Source organism: Actinomadura sp. NPDC049382, from assembly GCF_040677125.1.
GTDB lineage: Bacteria > Actinomycetota > Actinomycetes > Streptosporangiales > Streptosporangiaceae > Spirillospora > Spirillospora geliboluensis.
The window spans coordinates 16,386-33,961 of record NZ_JBFARO010000053.1 but is presented as its reverse complement, the minus strand read 5'-3'; the positions used below and the strand labels follow the sequence as shown (position 1 = coordinate 33,961).

At 73.5% G+C, this 17,576-nt stretch carries 22 protein-coding genes; 8 read left to right on the top strand and 14 right to left on the bottom strand.

What is annotated here, in order from left to right:
• The first annotated feature begins 4 nt into the window (after positions 1-4).
• Together AB0K34_RS26930 and AB0K34_RS26925 are read left to right on the top strand one after the other, a co-directional pair.
• The gene (locus tag AB0K34_RS26930; RefSeq protein WP_364551627.1) at positions 5-1,336 is read left to right on the top strand and encodes a sensor domain-containing protein; all 1,332 of its coding nucleotides are present in this window, start codon (positions 5-7) and stop codon (positions 1,334-1,336) included.
• Positions 1,306-1,980 carry a response regulator transcription factor gene (locus AB0K34_RS26925; RefSeq protein WP_138639813.1) on the top strand — a complete coding sequence of 225 codons (675 nt, stop codon included), beginning with the start codon at positions 1,306-1,308 and terminating at the stop codon, positions 1,978-1,980. The genes AB0K34_RS26930 and AB0K34_RS26925 overlap by 31 nt, the downstream gene beginning before the upstream one ends.
• A 12-nt stretch (positions 1,981-1,992) precedes the next feature.
• On the opposite strand, the gene AB0K34_RS26920 is transcribed toward AB0K34_RS26925, so the two are convergent.
• The 5 genes from AB0K34_RS26920 to AB0K34_RS26900 form a co-directional block, all read right to left on the bottom strand.
• A complete protein-coding gene (locus tag AB0K34_RS26920) occupies positions 1,993-2,748 on the bottom strand; it encodes an ATP-binding protein (protein ID WP_364551624.1) in 756 nt (251 codons plus the stop codon).
• A 362-nt stretch (positions 2,749-3,110) separates the two neighbouring features.
• Complete coding sequence (locus AB0K34_RS26915) at positions 3,111-3,308, bottom strand: DUF397 domain-containing protein (RefSeq protein ID WP_138639815.1); 198 nt, start codon at positions 3,306-3,308, stop codon at positions 3,111-3,113.
• A gap of 1 nt (position 3,309) precedes the next feature.
• The gene (locus AB0K34_RS26910; protein WP_171069295.1) at positions 3,310-4,152 is read right to left on the bottom strand and encodes a helix-turn-helix transcriptional regulator; all 843 of its coding nucleotides are present in this window, start codon (positions 4,150-4,152) and stop codon (positions 3,310-3,312) included.
• Between the two features lie 127 nt (positions 4,153-4,279).
• Positions 4,280-4,495, bottom strand: a complete 216-nt coding sequence (locus AB0K34_RS26905) for a DUF397 domain-containing protein (protein WP_364551622.1) — start codon at positions 4,493-4,495, stop codon at positions 4,280-4,282.
• Positions 4,492-5,322: an SAM-dependent methyltransferase gene (locus AB0K34_RS26900; protein WP_364551620.1), complete on the bottom strand. Its 831-nt coding sequence runs from the start codon at positions 5,320-5,322 to the stop codon at positions 4,492-4,494. The genes AB0K34_RS26905 and AB0K34_RS26900 overlap by 4 nt, the downstream gene beginning before the upstream one ends.
• A gap of 156 nt (positions 5,323-5,478) precedes the next feature.
• On the opposite strand from AB0K34_RS26900, the gene AB0K34_RS26895 reads away from it, so the two are divergent.
• On the top strand, positions 5,479-6,312 hold the full coding sequence (locus AB0K34_RS26895; RefSeq protein ID WP_138639819.1) for an MBL fold metallo-hydrolase: 834 nt from the start codon (positions 5,479-5,481) through the stop codon (positions 6,310-6,312).
• Between the two features lie 6 nt (positions 6,313-6,318).
• Here the strand turns inward: AB0K34_RS26895 and AB0K34_RS26890 are convergent, their stop codons facing one another.
• Together AB0K34_RS26890 and AB0K34_RS26885 are read right to left on the bottom strand one after the other, a co-directional pair.
• The gene (locus tag AB0K34_RS26890) at positions 6,319-6,564 is read right to left on the bottom strand and encodes a hypothetical protein (protein WP_138639820.1); all 246 of its coding nucleotides are present in this window, start codon (positions 6,562-6,564) and stop codon (positions 6,319-6,321) included.
• A 3-nt stretch (positions 6,565-6,567) separates the two neighbouring features.
• Positions 6,568-9,168: an MFS transporter gene (locus AB0K34_RS26885; protein ID WP_138639821.1), complete on the bottom strand. Its 2,601-nt coding sequence runs from the start codon at positions 9,166-9,168 to the stop codon at positions 6,568-6,570.
• Between the two features lie 193 nt (positions 9,169-9,361).
• Between AB0K34_RS26885 and AB0K34_RS26880 the strand changes: the two genes are divergently transcribed.
• Complete coding sequence (locus AB0K34_RS26880; RefSeq protein ID WP_364551616.1) at positions 9,362-10,189, top strand: SAM-dependent methyltransferase; 828 nt, start codon at positions 9,362-9,364, stop codon at positions 10,187-10,189.
• Positions 10,190-10,211: 22 nt separating this feature from the next.
• Here AB0K34_RS26880 and AB0K34_RS26875 read toward each other — a convergent pair whose 3' ends face one another.
• From AB0K34_RS26875 to AB0K34_RS26860, 4 genes are all read right to left on the bottom strand, one after another.
• Positions 10,212-10,661 (bottom strand): GNAT family N-acetyltransferase, encoded by a 450-nt coding sequence (locus AB0K34_RS26875; protein ID WP_171069296.1) that lies wholly within the window; start codon positions 10,659-10,661, stop codon positions 10,212-10,214.
• A gap of 95 nt (positions 10,662-10,756) precedes the next feature.
• Positions 10,757-11,233: an STAS domain-containing protein gene (locus tag AB0K34_RS26870; RefSeq protein WP_301174538.1), complete on the bottom strand. Its 477-nt coding sequence runs from the start codon at positions 11,231-11,233 to the stop codon at positions 10,757-10,759.
• A gap of 86 nt (positions 11,234-11,319) precedes the next feature.
• Positions 11,320-12,018, bottom strand: a complete 699-nt coding sequence (locus AB0K34_RS26865; protein ID WP_205719757.1) for a GAF and ANTAR domain-containing protein — start codon at positions 12,016-12,018, stop codon at positions 11,320-11,322.
• A 56-nt stretch (positions 12,019-12,074) separates the two neighbouring features.
• Positions 12,075-12,581, bottom strand: coding sequence for a GAF domain-containing protein (locus AB0K34_RS26860; RefSeq protein WP_364551612.1), 507 nt, complete (start codon positions 12,579-12,581; stop codon positions 12,075-12,077).
• 254 nt (positions 12,582-12,835) lie between these two features.
• Here AB0K34_RS26860 and AB0K34_RS26855 point away from each other — a divergent pair, with 254 nt between their 5' ends.
• From AB0K34_RS26855 to AB0K34_RS26840, 4 genes are all read left to right on the top strand, one after another.
• Complete coding sequence (locus AB0K34_RS26855; RefSeq protein ID WP_138642290.1) at positions 12,836-13,276, top strand: Hsp20/alpha crystallin family protein; 441 nt, start codon at positions 12,836-12,838, stop codon at positions 13,274-13,276.
• A 103-nt stretch (positions 13,277-13,379) separates the two neighbouring features.
• Positions 13,380-13,697, top strand: coding sequence for a MerR family transcriptional regulator (locus AB0K34_RS26850; RefSeq protein ID WP_138642291.1), 318 nt, complete (start codon positions 13,380-13,382; stop codon positions 13,695-13,697).
• A gap of 126 nt (positions 13,698-13,823) precedes the next feature.
• Positions 13,824-15,230 (top strand): DUF1990 family protein, encoded by a 1,407-nt coding sequence (locus AB0K34_RS26845; protein ID WP_364551609.1) that lies wholly within the window; start codon positions 13,824-13,826, stop codon positions 15,228-15,230.
• Positions 15,227-15,880 (top strand): DUF1990 family protein, encoded by a 654-nt coding sequence (locus AB0K34_RS26840; protein ID WP_364551608.1) that lies wholly within the window; start codon positions 15,227-15,229, stop codon positions 15,878-15,880. The genes AB0K34_RS26845 and AB0K34_RS26840 overlap by 4 nt, the downstream gene beginning before the upstream one ends.
• A 37-nt stretch (positions 15,881-15,917) precedes the next feature.
• On the opposite strand, the gene AB0K34_RS26835 is transcribed toward AB0K34_RS26840, so the two are convergent.
• From AB0K34_RS26835 to AB0K34_RS26825, 3 genes are read right to left on the bottom strand one after another with little or no spacing between them, the layout of a single operon-like run.
• The gene (locus tag AB0K34_RS26835) at positions 15,918-16,751 is read right to left on the bottom strand and encodes an alpha/beta fold hydrolase (protein WP_364551606.1); all 834 of its coding nucleotides are present in this window, start codon (positions 16,749-16,751) and stop codon (positions 15,918-15,920) included.
• On the bottom strand, positions 16,748-17,116 hold the full coding sequence (locus AB0K34_RS26830) for a DUF4180 domain-containing protein (protein WP_138641176.1): 369 nt from the start codon (positions 17,114-17,116) through the stop codon (positions 16,748-16,750). The genes AB0K34_RS26835 and AB0K34_RS26830 overlap by 4 nt, the downstream gene beginning before the upstream one ends.
• A complete protein-coding gene (locus AB0K34_RS26825; protein ID WP_364551604.1) occupies positions 17,109-17,558 on the bottom strand; it encodes a helix-turn-helix domain-containing protein in 450 nt (149 codons plus the stop codon). The genes AB0K34_RS26830 and AB0K34_RS26825 overlap by 8 nt, the downstream gene beginning before the upstream one ends.
• Positions 17,559-17,576: the final 18 nt, after the last annotated feature.

Sequence of the window (17,576 nt, the reverse complement as noted above, 5' to 3'; positions counted from 1 at the left end):
GCCTGTGCCGACCGACCCGCCGCCGACCGCGCTGGCCGCGATGGGGCGGCGCCGATTCCTGCTGACGGGCTGGCCCTGGCGCGCCACGGCGTTCGCGCTGTCCACCGCGCCGGTCGCCCTCGCCGCGTGGGTGCCGCTGGCCGTCCCCGCGCTGCTGTGGCTCCTGGCGGCCTCACCCGGCGCCGGCCTGGGCGAGCGGGCGTTCCTCGTCGTCCTCGGCGCCCTGCTCGCCGCCGTGCTCGGGCCTCCGGTCACGCTGCCGCTGGCCCGGCTGGAGCGGCGGCGCCTGCGGCTGGTGGACGCCCGTCCGGCACGGTCGGGTCACCGGCGCCCGCCCGCCCCCGGCTTCGGCCCGTGGCTGCGCACGCGCTGCGCCGAACCGGCGACCTGGCGCGAACTCGGCTACTTCCTGCTGGTGGCGCTGATCGTCCCGGTGCTCTACGCCGCGCTGCTCGCCGTGCTGGCGTTCCAGTTCGGCGCCGCCGCCGCGCCGCTGATCCTGCTGGGCGGGGACGGGCCGATGGCGCTCGGGCCGGTGAAGGTCGCCGCCCCGGCGGACGCGCTCCCGTACGCGGTCGCCGCGCTCGCGCTGCTGCCCGCCGTCCCCTACCTGCTCGCGCTCGTCGCGGGCGCGCAGGCCGCCCTCGCCCGGACGCTCCTCCAGGACGGCTCCGGCGGACGGCTCCACGCCGAGCTGGTCGAGGTGGAGCGCTCCCGCGCCCGGCTGGTGGACGCGTTCGACGCCGAGCGCCGCCGCATCGAGCGCGACCTGCACGACGGCGCCCAGCAGCGGCTCGTCTCGCTCACCATGAAGCTCGGGCTCGCCCGCATGGACCTGCCGCCCGGCTCCCCCGCGGCCGAGGGCGTGGCGGACGCCCACCGGGAGGCCAAGCAGCTCATGGCCGAGTTGCGCGAACTCATCCACGGCATCCACCCCCGCGTGCTCACCGACCGGGGGCTGGCGGCGGCGCTGGGCGAGCTGGCCGACCGGTCGACGCTCCCGGTCGAGGTCGACGCCGACCTGCCCGGCAGGCCCCCGCGCCACGTGGAGGGCACCGCCTACTTCGCCGCCGCCGAGGCGCTCACCAACGCCGCCAAGCACAGCGGCGCCGCACGCGCCGCGGTGACCGCGCGGTGGGACGGCGGCGTCCTCACCGTGGAGGTCGCCGACGACGGCGCGGGCGGCGCCGACCCTCGCCTCGGCACCGGGCTGACCGGCCTCGCCGACCGGGTCGCGGTGATCGACGGCAGACTGCTGGTGTCGAGCCCCGCCGGGGGGCCGACCGTCGTCCGTGTGGAGCTTCCGTGCAGCCTGAGCGCACCGCCGTGCGCGTAGTCCTCGCCGAGGACGGCGCCCTCCTGCGGGAGGGCCTCGCCGGCCTGCTGGCGAGGTTCGGGTTCGAGGTGGCCGCCGCCGTGGGCGACGCCGAGGCGCTGCTCGCGGCCGTCGCCGAGCACCGCCCGGACCTGGTCGTCACCGACATCCGGATGCCGCCGGGCTTCTCCGACGAGGGCCTGCGCGCCGCCGTCGCGCTGCGCCGCGCCGACCCGGACCTCGCGGTCGTGGCGCTCAGCCAGTACGTCGAGCTGAGCTACTCCGCCGACCTGCTGGACTCAGGGACGGGCCGCCGCGTCGGCTACCTGCTCAAGGACCGGGTGGTGGACGTCGCCGACTTCGCCGACGCACTGCGCCGGGTCGTGGACGGCGGCACCGTGGTGGACCCGCAGGTCGTCCGGCAGCTCATCCGCCGGCGGCGGGACCCGCTCGGCGAGCTGTCCCCGCGCGAGCGCGAGGTGCTCGCGCTCATCGCCGAGGGCTGCTCCAACGCCGCCATCGCCCGGCGGCTCGTCGTCACGGAGGCGACGGTGGGCAAGCACGTCCGCGGCATCCTCGCCAAGCTCGACCTGCCGCAGACCGACGACACCCACCGCAGGGTCCTCGCCGTGCTCGCCTACCTGCGCGGCCGCGACGCCGGGTGACCGCGCGGCGGCTCAGGGGGCCATCGTCTCCCAGATGCGGACGAGCTGCTCGCAGACCTCGGTGATGTCGGTGATCGGGAGCTTGCCGGTCTCGCCGGTGCGGGCGCACCAGCGGAAGGTCGCCGACTCGCACCAGACGGTCAGGTCGCCCTGGCCGGACAGGACGGAGACGCCGAGCTCGTCGCCCGGGACGAGGTCGTGCACACCGCGCTGGACGAGCAGCGCGTGCAGGTCCCGCGTGGCGTGCGGGCCGTCCATGCGCCAGTTGTGCCGGTGGCGGCGCGCGGTGCGCGGCAGGGGCAGCGCGAACCAGGTCGCCTTCCCCCGGACGGCCGGCGACCGGAGCCGGGAGCGGGACGGGTGGTGCCCCCAGCGGCCGCCGGTCAGCAGCTCGATGATCTCCAGGCCGCGGCCGTGTTCGAGCATCGGGCCGGCGGGCGCCTGCGGGCGCCAGGCGCGCAGCGTGTCGAACGCCTTGATGACCAGCTCGTCGGCGCCGCGCCCGTCCGCGCGCTGGTAGACCCAGAGTTCGGCGCCGGACGGGCCGTCGCCGGGAGTCGCGTGCTGTAAGACGTTCGTGGCCAGCTCGCTGACCATGAGCGTGATGTCGTCGACGTCCTGGACGGCGAGCCCGAGCACGGGCAGCAGGCCGGTAACGTGCGCGCGGGCGACCCGCGCGATCGTGTCGTCCCCGGGCAGGGGCAGTGCCGCGCAGCCGCCGTTCTCCAGCCTCCACGGAATCCCGCACGTCGCTGCGGCCTTCGTCATGACGCCCACCTCGGGTGGTCTTGGGAGACATTCGCAATTCAGACATTCGCGACCTGAACCTCAGAGGTTCGTAAGTCGCTATGTGTGAATCACAGATACAAGCTTCGCACATTTCTGGCCGCCGGACGCGGAACATCGCAAGGATCATGCGGTGACAGTTGAGACGTTCACCGATGCGCCCTTAAGCGCACAAACCACGTTCATGTCCGGGACGGCGGGAACGTACCGGCGGACCCGGGACGGGCGGCGTCCGCCGCTGTAGCGTGGACGGCGCCTGAGAGAGGGCCGCACACATGAAGATCCCCCAGGGGTGCAGCCCTGGGGGATCGAGTGTGCGGCCCGGTCAGGGCCCGTTCCGCGTGCTAGCGGTCGTACCGGCCGGCCCGCACGTCGCCGAGGAACGCGGCGAAGACCGAGCGGGGGACGACGTGCGCCCCCGCCTCGGGCGTCCTGCTGTCGCGCAGCCCGGTCGCGGTGCCGAGGTCGGCGACCTCGACGCATCCGCCGTTGCTGCTCGCGCTCGCGGCGGCCTTGAACCACCGTGCCTGAGAGAGGTCCATTTCACTCCAGCGTCGCGATGAGTTTCTCCAGGTGCTTCGCGGTGTCGGCGGGGCTCAGCGCCGCCCCGCGGATCTGCTCGAAGATCTCGTCATACGCCTCCACTCTGCTCGGGTCGTCGATCTCCTGGATGTCGGCGTCGTTCTCGAGGAACACCATGGACGGCTCCCCGCAGGGGAACCGGAAGATGTTGACCAGCGTCGACATGCCCGGATGCAGGCCGTCGGCGAAGCGCAGCAGCCGCATCTCGACGTTCGGCCTGGCGGACATGGCGAGCAGGTGGCGCAGCTGGGCGCGCCGGTCGCCGGGGTCGCCCCACTCGTACATCAGGGACGCCTCGGTGAGGATCGCGGTCAGCTGCGGCGCCGTGCCGTCGTCGCGGTCGAGGATCTGCTGGCGCCGCAGCCGGGCCCGCAGCGCCTGCTCCCGCCACTCCGGCGTCCGCGTCCCGGACGTGAGCAGCGCCTGCATGTACGGCAGGGTCTGCAGCAGGCCGGGCAGCACCAGCGGCATGACCACCCGGATGCTCGACGCGTCCCCCTCGTAGCCGGGGAACTCGTTGTCGAAGACGTCCGGGTAGTCACGCCACCAGGCCCGCTTCCGGGCGCGCGTCGCGAGTTCCTCGAGCTCGTCGAGGTCGCTGCCCTCGTAGATGCGCGCCAGGTCGCGGATGTCACTGAGCTCGGGCCGAACCCAGTTGTTGGCCTCGAACCGGCCGACCTTGCCCCGTCCCCAGTTCAGCCGGTCGCAGACCTGGTTGGCCGTGTATCCGGCCGCGACGCGCAGGTCCCGAAGGCGGCGCGCCAGCCCCCGCTTGGCAATGGTGGCGCCGTACGCCTCACTCATCGGCGCCACCTCCCTTGACATACGGCCGCCATCAGCATACGCCTTCCGAATTTGTGAATCACAGATCTGGCCGGATGAGGAAGTGCTTCACGAATCGCGGTCACGGGACGGTCCTCACGATGGGCCCTCACGATGCGGCGCGGTCGAACTCGCCCTTCTTCACACCGTCCAGGAAGCAGGCCCATTCGTGCTGGTCGAACACCGAGATCAGGTCGCCGGACGTGCGCAAAAGGGTCCATTCTCCGACAAAAGCGACTTCGATTCCGCCCTCGTCGCTCTCCGAGCGCTGCCAGTCCAGGGCGTCCGGATCGACGCCCAGCTCCGCCGCGGTCGGCTTCCTCATGCCGGCTTCCTCGCCACAGCGCAGTAGCCCAGCTGTGAGCCATCACTATCGGCCTCGTCAGGGTCCTCGGCGCCCCAGACACCGAGATGGCACAACTCCGCGGGCGCCCCCTCGTACGGCGGGACGATCTCCAGCCCGGCGAAGAACCGCTCGATCTCCGCGCGGGGCCGCGGGTAGGCGCCACCGGACGACGACCTGGCGTACACCGCGGTCACCTGGTCCAGTTCCTCGCTCACCTGGCGGTCGCTGCTGATCGCGGACAGCGCCACATAGCTGCCCGGCGCGAGCCGGCTCACGTACCGCTGCACGACCCCCCACGGGTCGTCCTCGTCCGGGACGAAGTGGGTCACCGTCACCAGCAGCAGCGCCACCGGCTCGGTGAAATCGATCATCGCGGTGGTCTCCTCGTGCCCGAGCAGGCCGTCCGGGTCGCGGAAGTCCGCGGTGATGAACGCCGTCCCCGCCACGCCCTCCAGCAAGGACTTCGCGTGGATCTCGACCAGCGGGTCGTTGTCGACGTACAGGACCCGCGCGTCGGGGGCGACCTTCTGCACCGCGTCGTGGGTGTTGTTGCCCGTCGGCAGGCCGGCGCCGACGTCGATGAACTGCCGGACGCCCTGCTGGGCCAGCCACCGCACCGAGCGCTGGAGGAACCCGCGGTTCGCCCACGCGGCGTCCTCCAGGTCGGGCATGTGCTCGCGGACCTTCTTCACGGCCTCGCGGTCGACCGTGAAGTTGGCCGAGCCGCCGAGGATGTAGTCGTACATTCGGGCCGGGCTGGGGATCGTGCTGTCCACCCCGGGTGGAGCCTGTTCGATGTCGCTCATCGCTTGGCCTCCATTGCCGCATCTTGTGATGCACGAATTATGAAGCAATTGGTCAAGACGAGGCGATGTCCCGGCCGGGCCCGCACCGGGCCGGCGGGGGTTCGGCGGCGCTCGCCTGGGCATCACCCGCCGAAGGGCCGAAAGGGGGGAACGACCATGAAGACCGCACCTGACCTCGCGTTGCGCCAGCTCACCATGCAATTCGTCGGCAATGCGACGACCCTGCTGCGCTGCGGGCCGTTCACGCTGCTGACCGACCCGAACTTCCTGCACCGCGGGCAGCGCGCCTATCTCGGGTTCGGGCTCACGTCCAAGCGGCTGACCGAGCCCGCCCTGCGGATCGAGGAACTGCCGCGGCTGGACGGCGTCGTCCTGTCCCACCTGCACGGCGACCACTGGGACCGGGTCGCCCGCGCGAAGCTCGACCGGGGCCTGCCGATCGTCACGACACCGCACGCCGCCCGCCGGCTCCAGGGCTGGCACCGCTTCCGGCACGCGGTCGGGCTGCGCACCTGGGAGACGCACACGATGGTGAAGGACGGCGCGCTGCTCCGCATCACCTCGATGCCCGGACGGCACGCGCCCGGCGCGGCCCGCATGCTGCTGCCCCCGGTCATGGGCAGCCTCCTGGAGTTCGGTCCGGCCACCGGCGACGTGCAGTTCCGCCTCTACATCACGGGCGACACGCTGATGTTCGACGGGATCCAGCAGATCGCCCGCCGTACCCGCGACATCGACCTCGCCGTCCTGCACCTGGGCGGGACCAAGCTGCCCGGCGGGCTCATCGTCACGATGGACGCCACCCAGGGCGCCGACCTGTTCGAGACGATCCGTCCCGCAAGGGCGGTGCCCGTCCACTACAACGACTACAGCGTTTTCAGCTCGCCCCTGGACGACTTCCGCCGCGAGATGGAACTCCGAGGCTTCGGCGACCAGGCGACCTATGTCGAACCGGGCCAGACCCACACATTCACTCAGCAGACCGCCTGACGCGGCTCAGCGGCGCTCACGTCTGCGCATGGCGTGGGCCAGGCGCAGCGGGAAGAGCGCCACGAGCGGGGCGCGGCGGCCCAGGTCGTCGGTGTCCTTCTTGTCGAAGGCTCGGGCGTAGCGCCGCGCCTCGGACGCGGTCCCGTACTCCTTCGAGCCGCCGGCACCGCAGCCGCGCGCGCACGTCCAGCGCATGGTGGCGCCTTCGGCCGTGAAGCGGAAGTCGTGCCCGAAGAAGCGGCAGGTCGGCATCGGTCATGCCTCCGGGTTCGCGTCGTGGTTCTCGGGCGGCCCGTACCGGTTGCTCGCGAGGGGGCGCGCCCGTCCCTCGTGGACGGCCTCGCGCAGCGCGGCGCGGAACCGTCCGGGACCCCAGTAGCGCGCGCCGACCACCTCGGCGAGCCGGGTGCGGCCGATCGGCCCGTGCTCGGCGAGCGCCTGCGCGATGGCGGTGACCTCGCGGTCCAGCGCGTGGTCGGCGGCGGCCGTCCAGTCGGCCGACCGGCCGAACATCATGCCCGGCGAGGAGAAGGTCTGCCCCGGGCCCGGGAGGAACCGGCGCAGGCCCGCGCGGCGCTCCCGCTCGCGGCGCAGGACGCGGGCGCGGATGCGCTCGTCGCGCTCGCGCGCCGCCCGCTCCCGGTCCGCCGCCTCGGCGCGCTCCCGCTCGGCCTGCGCGGCCGTGCCCGACTCCGCGGCCAGCGACTCGGCGGCGGAGCGGTGCTGCGCGGCCTCCATCCGGTCGGCGGCGGACTCGGCCCGCATCCGGTGGACGGCGGCCCGCCGCTCGTGCGCGCCGGCCCCCTCCTCGTCGCCGTCGGCGCGGGCCGCGTGGGCGAGCGCCAGCTCGGTGTGCATGCGCTCCCATTCGGTGTAGGTCTGGGCCTGCTCCAGCACGATCTCGGCCTCGGTCCCGTCGAGCCCGGCGGCGCGCCCGCGGGCCTCGGCGGCCATCGCCCGCTGCTCGCCGGCCCGCGCCCGCTCGTCCGCCGCGGCGGCCAGCGCCGCGTGCAGCGCGGAGTCCTCCTCGTTCTCCGCGGCGAGGGCCTCGACCCGCTCGCGGAGCGCGCGGGCCCGCTCGCCGGCCGCCTCGGCGCGGCCCAGGGCGCTCGCCCGCTCGGTGTCGTCGCGGGCGCGCTCGGCGTTGGCCCGCTCCTCGTGGGCGGTGGCCTCCTCGGTGAGGCGTTCGGCGTCCCACTCGGCGATCTGCGCGAGGACCTCCTCGACGCGGAGCCGTTCGAGGGAGGCGGCGTCCCCCTCGGCCGCGTACGGCCGCAGCTCGTGGACGGCGGCGCGGTGCTCGGCGGCGCGCGCCCGCCCCTCCTCGGCGTGCCGCCGGGCCTCCAGCGCCGGCCGGTTCGCCTTCTCGCCGCCGCTCGCCGCCGGGGCCTTCTCGGACGGTTCGCCCTCCGCCTCCTCCGCGGTGAGCGGCCGGGCGATGGCCTCCAGCGACGCCTGCTCGGCGCGGACGCCGAAGACCAGCTCGGCGACGCCGCCGAGCGCCATGATCACGGCGCCGATGAAGAACCCGATCGCGACCTTCTCCGCGGCGCCGCTGTCGATCAGGTTGCCGAACAGGAGCGGGCCGGTGATGCCGCCCGCGGCGGTGCCGATCGCGTAGAAGAACGCGATGGCGAGGGCGCGGGTCTCCATCGGGAAGATCTCGCTGACCGTCAGGTAGGCGGAGCTGGCGCCGGCGGAGGCGAAGAAGAACGTCACCGACACCAGCGCGATGAACGTCCAGCTCGACAGCGCCCCGGTCACCAGGAACGCCCCGAGCAGGCAGGTCAGCGCGGCGGAGATGAAGTACGTCCCGGAGATCATCGGCTTGCGGCCGACGGTGTCGAACATCCGCCCGAGCAGCAGCGGGCCGAGGAAGTTGCCGAACGCGAACAGCGCGATGAAGTACGGCACCGCCCCGGACGCGACGTCGAAGTACTTGCTCAGGATCGTGCCGAGGTCGAACGTCACCGCGTTGTAGAGGAACGCCTGCCCGACGAACAGCGCGAACCCGAGCGTCGCCCGCTTCGGGTAGACCTTGACCGCGACCTGCGCGATCTCCCGGAACGGGATGGCCCGGCGCTGCCGCACCGTGATGCTCTCGCCCGGCTCGGCGAGGTCGCGGCCGGTCTCCGCGCGGACCTCGCCCTCGATGCGGTCGACGATCCGCTCGGCGTCCTCCTGGCGGCCGTGGATGAACAGCCAGCGCGGGCTCTCCGGCACGTGCCGCCGGACGATCATGATCGCGAGGCCGAGCACGCCGCCGATCCCGAACGCCAGCCGCCAGCCGAGGTCCTGCGCGAAGAAGGAGGTGTCGAGCAGCAGCAGCGCGGCCAGCGCGCCGAGCCCGGACCCCACCCAGTAGCTGCCGTTGATCGCGAGGTCGACGCGGCCGCGGGCGCGGGCCGGGATCAGCTCGTCGATGGCCGAGTTGATCGCCGCGTACTCGCCGCCGATGCCCATCCCGGTGACGAACCGGCAGGCGAAGAAGTACCAGGGCGCGAAGGCGAACGCGGTCGCCACCGTCGCGGCGACGTAGACGGCCAGCGTGAGGATGAACAGCTTCTTGCGGCCGAACCGGTCGGTGAGCTGGCCGAAGAACAGCGCCCCGAGGCACGCGCCCGCGACGTAGATCGCCGCCGCGAGCCCGATGTCGGACGGGGTCATCGCGATGCCGCTGCCCGGCTCGGTGAGCCGCGCGGCGACGGAGCCGACGATGGTGACCTCGAGGCCGTCGAGGATCCAGACGGTGCCCAGGCCGACGACGATCATCCAGTGGAACCGCGACCACGGCAGCCGGTCCAGCCGTGCCGGGACGCGCGTGGTGATCGTGCCCAACCGTGCGTCGGCGGTCATGCGCAGGCCCTTCCTCGCCGGAGCGGCGGTCGCCCAGTTGATCAGCGGTAGGGCTACCCGTCACCCGGTCGTCACACCTCGCCGCGCCCGGCGGCGCGCGCATAACCCGGGAAAAGCACCGCCCGATATCCGGAATGCCACCACAAAGCGGTATCGGCCCACCGAGATCGCCCGGACTGGCTAATCTCGGCGCATGACCGGCACCTCCCCCGCGAACGAGCCGTCCGGCGACCGTCCGGCCATCGACTCCTCCGTCCCGCACACCGCGCGGGTCTGGAACTACTGGCTCGGCGGCAAGGACAACTACATCGTCGACCGGGAGCTCGGCGACCAGATCCAGGCGGTCATCCCCGACATCGTCGCCTCGGCCCGCGCCGACCGCGGGTTCCTCGGCCGCGCCGTCGCCCACCTGGCCGGGGAGGCCGGCATCCGGCAGTTCCTGGACCTCGGGACGGGCCTGCCCACCGCGGGCAACACCCACGAGGTCGCGCAGGGCATCGCGCCGGAGTCCCGCATCGTGTACGTCGACAACGACCCGCTGGTGCTCACGCACGCGCACGCCCTGCTGACGTCCACCCCCGAGGGCGCCACCGACTACATCGAGGCGGACGCGCGCGACCCGGAGACCGTCCTGGAGCGGGCGTCGGCGACGCTCGACTTCTCCCGGCCGGTCGCGATCATGATGCTGGGCGTCCTGAACTTCATCCCCGGCGAGGACGAGGCGCAGCGGGTCGTGGACCGGCTGCTCGCCGCCGTCCCGTCCGGCAGCCACCTGGCGATCGCCCACCCGACCGGGGAGGTCGAGGGCGAGGCCGCGCAGCAGGCGGTCGACATGAGCAACCAGGCCGGGGTCGCGACGATGCGGCTGCGCAGCCGCGCGGAGTTGGAGCGCTTCTTCGCCGGGCTGGACCTGCTGGAGCCGGGCGTCGTGTCGTGCTCGCAGTGGCGCCCGGCGGTCAGCGGCCTCGACGGGCCGCCCAAGCCGGTCTACCAGTTCTGCGGACTCGGCCGGAAGCCCTAGTCACACGGATCGGCCGGGCGCCTCAGCCGCGGACCGGCCGGACCATGACGACGACCGGGTGGCCGGTGTCCGCCTCCGGCTTGCGCTCCCGCTCCTCGAACCCCATCCGCTCGTAGAAGCCGCGGGCCTTGGCGTTGGCCTCGAACACTTCGAGCCGCACCTCGCCGCGCAGCGCCGCCGCGTGCTCCACGAGCGCGCGGCCGGCGCCGTGCCCCTGCGCGTCCGGGTGGACGAACAGGCCGCCGATCTCGTCGCCGAGCAGGCCGAGCAGCCCGATGACGGTGCCGGACGCGTCCTCCGCGACCCAGTTCTCGGCCATGCGCAGGTAGACCTCCCGGACCTTGCGGGCGCGCTCGCCCTCCCCCTCCCCCTCGACGAACGGGTGCGCGAGCTTGGACGCCCGCGACCACAGGTCCATCACCGCGTCCTCGTCGGACGGGCGGTAGGGGCGAATGAGCAGTCCCGTGTCCATCCAGCGCACCCTAACCGACCGCCGCGGGCGGGACGCACGGGCGGACTCTCCGCCCGCCGTGATCCCGGCCGCACCGGTCGTCTCGGCCGCGGTGGTCAGCGGATGGTGCGCCGGTACGTCCCGAACGGTCCGTCCTCGTCGGGGTCGCCGGGCGCGGGCCCGGCGGCCTCGGCGACGTCCAGGCGGGTGTGGAGGCCGGTGACGTGCAGGACGCGCAGCACCTTCGGCTGCGGGCGGCGCAGGCAGAGCCCGTGCCCGCGCCCGGTCATCTCCTTGTGCGCCCACACGAACACGGCCAGGCCGCTGGAGTCGGCGAAGCTCAGGCCGGACAGGTCCAGCAGCAGCCGGTGCGGGTCGTGCGCGGCGATCACCGCCGCGATGTGCCGGCGGAGCGGTTCGGAGCCGGCGACGTCGAGCTCGCCCTCCAGGAGCAGCTCGACGGTCGTCCCGTCGAGGCGGGTGCCGACGCTCAGCAGCGGCGTCCCGTCGGGGCAGGTGAGGCCGATCTCGGCGGGCGGGTCGGGCGCGGTCGGGCGGGCGCCGGCGGGGCGGCGCCCATCTGCGGTGGTCACAGAGCCTCCAGAGGCAGGGGCGGATTCTCCGGGACCGGGCAGGGGTCAGGGGCCGGACCGAGGTGGAGCGAGCGGGGGGGCCGGGGCTAGGGCGTGCCGTCCTTGAGGATCTCGGCGGCCAGATCGGCGACACGGCGGCGGGTGTTACGGGCCTGCTTGCGCAGCATGTTGAACGCCGCGACGGCGTCCAGCCGGTGGGTGGCCATCAGGAAGCCGATGGCGCGTTCGATGATGACCCGGTAGTCCAGCGCGTACTGCAGCTGGGTGGCGGTGGCGCTGTGCTCGCGGGACGACAGCGCCGCCGCCATGAGCTCACTGATCAGCCCGGCGTAGGCGCGCAGCGCCGCGAAGTCGGAGTCGTCCCAGCCGTACGGCTCGGAGCGGTAGACGTTGAGCGTGCCGACCGGGCTGCCGCCCAGCAGCAGCGGCACTCCGGCGACGGCCCGCACCCGCTCGTCGAGCACGTCCACGAGCTGCGGCCAGCGGGGGTCGGAGCGGACGTCCTTGGTCCAGACGGGCCGGCCCTCGACATAGGTCTCGTAGCAGGGGCCCTGGCCGGCGCTGGCCTGGGCCTCCTCCAGGGACCGGCCGACCTCGTCGGACGCGGCCACGTACAGCAGCGCCTCGGAGTCGTCGATGAGCATTATCCCGGCGCCGTCGTAGCCGAAGAGCCGGTCCACCGAACTGACCACCCGCTGGAGGGCGCGGGCCACGTCCGAGTCGACGGGCGCCTTGCGCAGCACCTCCAAACTGGAGTCCAACGCGTCGGTGTCGATATGCATCATGCTCCACATCCTTGACTGCTTGCTGAGAGAACGGTGATGAACGAGATGTGGAGGCACTACGGCAGGCCGTGGGCGCCGTCGCCCGCCGCCGGCCGCGCGGCCAGCCGGACCAGGAGGTCGGCCGTGGTCTCGGCCAGGTGCTCCCCGAGCGCGATCTGCCGGCTCGTCCATGGACAGGGCGTGCACTGGTAGAAGTTCAGCGCCCCGACGACCTCGCCGCCGACGTGGACGGGGACCGCGAGGACGGCCCTGACCGGCGCCGCGGTGAGCGCCAGCCGCGCGTACCCGGGACGGTCGGGATGACCGTCCAGGTCGTCCACGGCGACCGGGTGGCCGGCGGAGACGGCGTCCAGGGCGGGGCCCGCCTGCACGAGCTGCTGGGCGTACTGCAGGGTCAACCCTTCGGGAGTGGATCCGCCGACCGCGCGCAGCCCGCTCGGCTCGGCGGCCAGCATCAGGGCGGCCCCGTCCGCGCGGGAGATCACCGCCATCGAGCGCAGCGCGCCGGCCAGCCGGCCGGCGGCCTGGTGGGCGCCGTCGCCGGCGCCGCGTCCGTTCGCCATGTTCCTCACCTCGGGCAGCATTGCCTGCTGATCCGCGGACACAGGGCGGAACTTTCGGTTCACCCTACCCGCTTCGCGGCGGTTTCCGTCCGCCGGCCGGTATCGCGACGAGATCGGTTCCGGCGGCCGGGCTCCGGCCGTGCCTTGACATCCGCTCGGAAGGAACCTATAACTGGAGTTGCAGGTTTCCTCTTGTACAAGGAGCAAGTGGGCCGGCGCCCGGCTCGGCGCCGGCGGTCCTCGGAGGTGATGTCATGTTGCTGACGTCGATCGACCCCTTCGTGCAGGAGTTCGAGCGACAGTTCGACCGGGCCGTCCGCCAGGCCGGTGCCATGGGCGGCGGCGCCGGCATGCCGATGGACGGCGTCCGCCGCGCCGACGACGTCGTACTGCGGTTCGACCTGCCCGGCGTGGCGCCGGGCTCCATCGAGGTCACGGTCGACCGCGGCGTGCTGACGGTGACCGCGCGCCGCGAGGAGGAGTTCGGCGAGGACGAGCGGGCGTTCGTCCGCGAGCGGCCGATGGGCGCGTTCACCCGCCGGGTCTACCTGTCGGAGCACCTGGACGCCGAAGGCATCGAGGCCGCCTACGACAACGGCGTCCTCGCCGTCCGCATCCCCGTCCTGGAGCAGGCCCGGCCGCGCAAGGTCGCCGTCCAGCAGACGGGCGGCGGGCAGAAGGCGATCAAGAGCTGACCCGGCCCGGCACCGGACACGGCCCCGGACCCGCGACACCCCCCCGCGCGGGCCGGGGCCACCCCCGCCGGCCGTGCGCGCGGCCTGCGAAGGAGGAACCCCCATGCGCCTGCCGATCGACGACGAGCACGCCGCCCTGTTCACGGTGGGCCAGGTCGCGCGGATGCTGGACGTCCAGCAGGCGTTCCTGCGCCGCATCGACGACCACCAGGTCGTCTCCCCGGAGCGCTCCTCGGGCGGCCAGCGCCGCTACAGCCGCCACGAGATCGGCCGCATCCAGGAGGTCGTCACGCTGATGGGCGAGGGCATGACCCTGCCCGCCATCCGGCGCATCTTCGAGCTCCAGCACGAGCTGGCCGAGGTGACGCGCGAGCGCGACGAGCTCGCCCGCCGCCTCGCCGCCCGCGGCCGCGACGCCTGACCGGCCCGCGCGGCGCGTCCCCCGCGCCCCACCGCCCCGCCGCCGCTGGATTCGCCCTGGTCAGACCGGGTAGGGCAGGCCCGTCACCCCGAGCGGGGCGGCGAGGGCGACTTCGGGGGAGGCGTCGTGCGAGTGCGGTGGCGGCGGCGCGTGCGCGCGGTGCGCTGGCCCGCGGGCATGGGGCTCGCGGCCTGGCGGTGGCTGCGGACGTCCCGCCGGGTGCGGCGGCGCCGGCTCCGGACCGAGGCGGTCGCCGAGGTCAGGCGGATCCCGCGGCGCCCCGGCGACCGGGTGCAGGACGCGCGGCAGGGCGTCGGCCCGGTGTTCCAGCGGCGGTACGCGATCCGGATCGCCGGGAGCCCGCTCAGCCCGGCGGAGCTGATCACCCGGCTGGGCGCCGACCTCAACGCGGCCTCGCCGGTGGAGGTCGCCGTCTTCGACAAGACGTCCGGGGCCTCCCTGCCGCTGGAGGTGGAGGACGAGTACGTCGTCCACATGCCGGGGCCGTGGAACTGCCCGGTGCGGGTCGTGGAGCGCACCCCGGAGTCGTTCCGGTTCGCGACGCTGCACGGCCATCTGGAGGCCGGGGAGATCGAGTTCCGCGCCGTGCGGGACCCGGACGGCGGCGACCTCCTGTTCACGATCGAGTCGTGGGCGCGCAGCGGGGAGCGGCTGGCGGCGGTCCTCTACGAGAAGGTCGGCATCGCCAAGGAGATGCAGCTCCACATGTGGGCGCACTTCTGCGCCCGGGTCGCCGAGCTGTCCGGCGGCCGGATGGTCGGAGAGGTGGAGGTCCAGACGGAACGGGCGAGCGGCTCGCCCTCCGAGGACACCCTGGCCGCCCGAGCGGTCACGGCGGCGTTCAAGCACCCCTTCGCCCTCGCGGCCCGCGCGCGGAGCCGTCCGCTGCATCCCGAAGGTCTCCTCTTCAACGCCACGCTGATGCTGCACGGGACGTCCCAGTACTGGGGAGTCCCCTTCCTGGACGAGCACACGGAGCTGCCGGCCGAGGTGCGGCTCTCCCGCGCCATGGGCCTCCCGCCCCCGCTGCCGGACATCCTCGGCCTGGCCCTGCGCTGGCGGCAGCCGTCCGGCGCCGACGCGGAACTGCTGCTGGCCACGACCGGGCACACCCTGCTCGGCCGCCGCCTCCTCCATCTGAAGTCCGTGTGGAGCCCGGCCTTCTACGGCTCCCTGCTCCCCTACCGGGCCGGCGACCGCCGCCTCATCCTCGGCGCGGCCGTCTACCATTCGCCGTCCGTCCCGTCCGACCTGCGCTCCCTTGACCGCGCCGTGCGGGACCGGCCGTTCTCGCTGACGCTGCTGGTGGCGACCGAGTTGGGCGGCTGGGAGCGGTTCGGGGAACTCCGGTTGCAGGGGCTCGCCTCCACCGAGGCCAGGCGATTCAACCCCGCGTACAACCCCGTGGAGGGCTTGGAGCCCGCGGGGCTGCTCCAGCAGGTGCGCGGCCCGACGTACGCGGCCGTCCAGCAGGTCTCACACGATCGTCACTCCCGCGAGGCGCCGCGATGAGGCCCGGGACACGGCCCCTGCGGCGGGCGCGCCTGCAAGCGCGCCTGCACCGCCTTCCGCTGAACTTCGACCCGTCCCAGCACGACGTGCACAAGCCCGAGAGCGGCTGGGACGTCGACGACCGCCGGCAGCCGCTCCCTCCGGAGCCGCCCGGCCCGCCGGTGCCCGGCGGAAGCTGGCAGATCGCCCGCCTGCTCGTGCAGAACTACGCGTACGCGGACCCGGCCGTCATCCGGAGGATCAGCGGTTCCGGCCCGCCCGAGCCGGGCCGGAACATGCTGCTCGAAGGCCACTTCTACGGCCTGCGCTTCTACCTCGGGGTCCGCGTCGGGGAGGTCGTCGACGAGACCGTCGAGCTGGACGGGCGCCAGGTCCGGGTCTACGGCTGGAACTACCGCACGCTGAAGGGGCACCTCGAACGCGGCCAGATGGACCAGGAGGTCCGCAAGTGGCTCGACACCGGCGAGGTCGAGTTCCACATCCACGCGTTCTCGCAGCCGGCGGCCGAACCGCACCCCATCGAGCGCCTCGGCTTCCGCGTCTTCGGCCGCCGCACCCAGCTCAAGTTCTACGACCGGGCCTGCCGGCGGATGGAGCGGATGACGGCCGCCGCCCTGACCGCCGACCGCCACCCCCGCCCGGCGTCCTGACACCGCCGCCCGGCGCCCTGACACCGCCGCGCGGGCGTCACGCCCGGAGGAACTCGTCGATCGTCCCGGCCTGCCCGAAGATGGCGTGGCCGACGTCCGGAAGCAGCTTCACCGTCGACTGCGGGACGAGCTCGTGGACGCGCCGCGCGGTCTGCCGCGAGTCGAACATCGCGTCCCGGGCCCCGACGATGACGAGCACCGGCATGCGGAGGCCGCGCAGCGCGTCGTCGGGGACCACCGGGAGCTTCTCCCGGCGCGGGTTGAAGTGCGTGAACGTCAGGACGACGCCGTCGAGCACCTCGCTCCCCTCGCCCAGGCCCGTGACGGTCATCGCCGACTCCCGCAGCCCGCCGCGCCCGACCAGGCGGCCCGCCAGGGTCCTGACGACCCAGCCGATCTTCTGCCGCCCCAGCCCGCCGGGGCACAGCAGCGCCAGCCGGGTCACGCGCTCCGGCCGCCGGACGGCGTAGTCGAGCGCCGTCCAGCCGCCGAGGGACGCGCCGACGACCGCCGCGCCCGCGATCCCGAGGCCGTCGAGCACGTCGTCCAGCCACAGCGCGACGGCGTCGGTGCCGAGGACGGGCCGCGAGGGCGCGCTCAGCCCCGGCTCGCCGACGAGGTCCACGGCGTGGGTGCGGAAGTGCCGCGACCACACCGGGACGTCGTCCCGCCACATGACCGCGTTCGCTCCCGAGCCGTGCAGCAGCATCAGGGGCGGCGCGTCCGGCGGGCCGGAGACCAGCACGAAGGTCTCGCCCTCGCGGGTCGGCACCCTGACCTGCTCGGCGGGGACCGGCCAGGCGTCCAGCGCCCGCTCGTAGTGGCCGAGCAGCTCGCGCCGCCCCGCCTCGGACTTGTAGATCACGCTCATGGCGTCCCCGCGAGCCGCGCATCGAGCGCCTCCAGGTCCGGGACGAACCACACATGACCGGACCTGTTCGACTCCCGCACCAGCGCGCGCAGCGCCGAACTCCCCGCCATGTGCCCGGAGATGTCGCCGACGACCGCCAGCTTCACCCCGTACTGGACGAACTTCTGCATGAGGTCACCCGCGAAACGGGTGCCCAGCGAGAAGAAGCGCACGTCCAGCCGGTTCGCGGGCACCGCCACCACCTCGGCGCCGAGGTAGGTCGCGCCGACCAGGTCGAGCCCGTCCTCCAGGGTGGCGATCAGCGGGCCGTCCGGGTCGCAGACCAGCACCTGGACCCCGGCCCGCTCCTGCACCACATCAGTCATCGCCGGCCTCCCGTCCGAGCACGCCGCCCTCGCCGAGCACGGCGTCGATCAACCGCAGCACCTCGGCCGTGGCCGCCGCGCCGCCGAGCAGCACGACCTTCAAGCGCTGCCCTTCCTCGTCATGGACGACCTGGATGTGCACCGGCTGCCCGGGGTCGGGCCCGCTCTGCGCGGCGCTCACCACCAGCGTGCCGAGCCGGTCCGCCAGGTGCCGGTCGACATTGTCGACCTGCACGATGCTCGACACCTCGACCCGCGCGGCGGACCGTCCGGCGGGCTCCGGCCTCCCGGTCAATTCCTCCAGGCCATCGCGCCCGATCCGGTACTGCTTGCCGATCCGGACGGCCTTGAGCCGCCCTTCCCGGATGTACCGCCGCACCGTCCGCACATGAAGCCCGAGAAGGTCCGCGACCTCATCGACCGAGTACATCTTGTCGTCCATTGCTCCCCAACATACGCG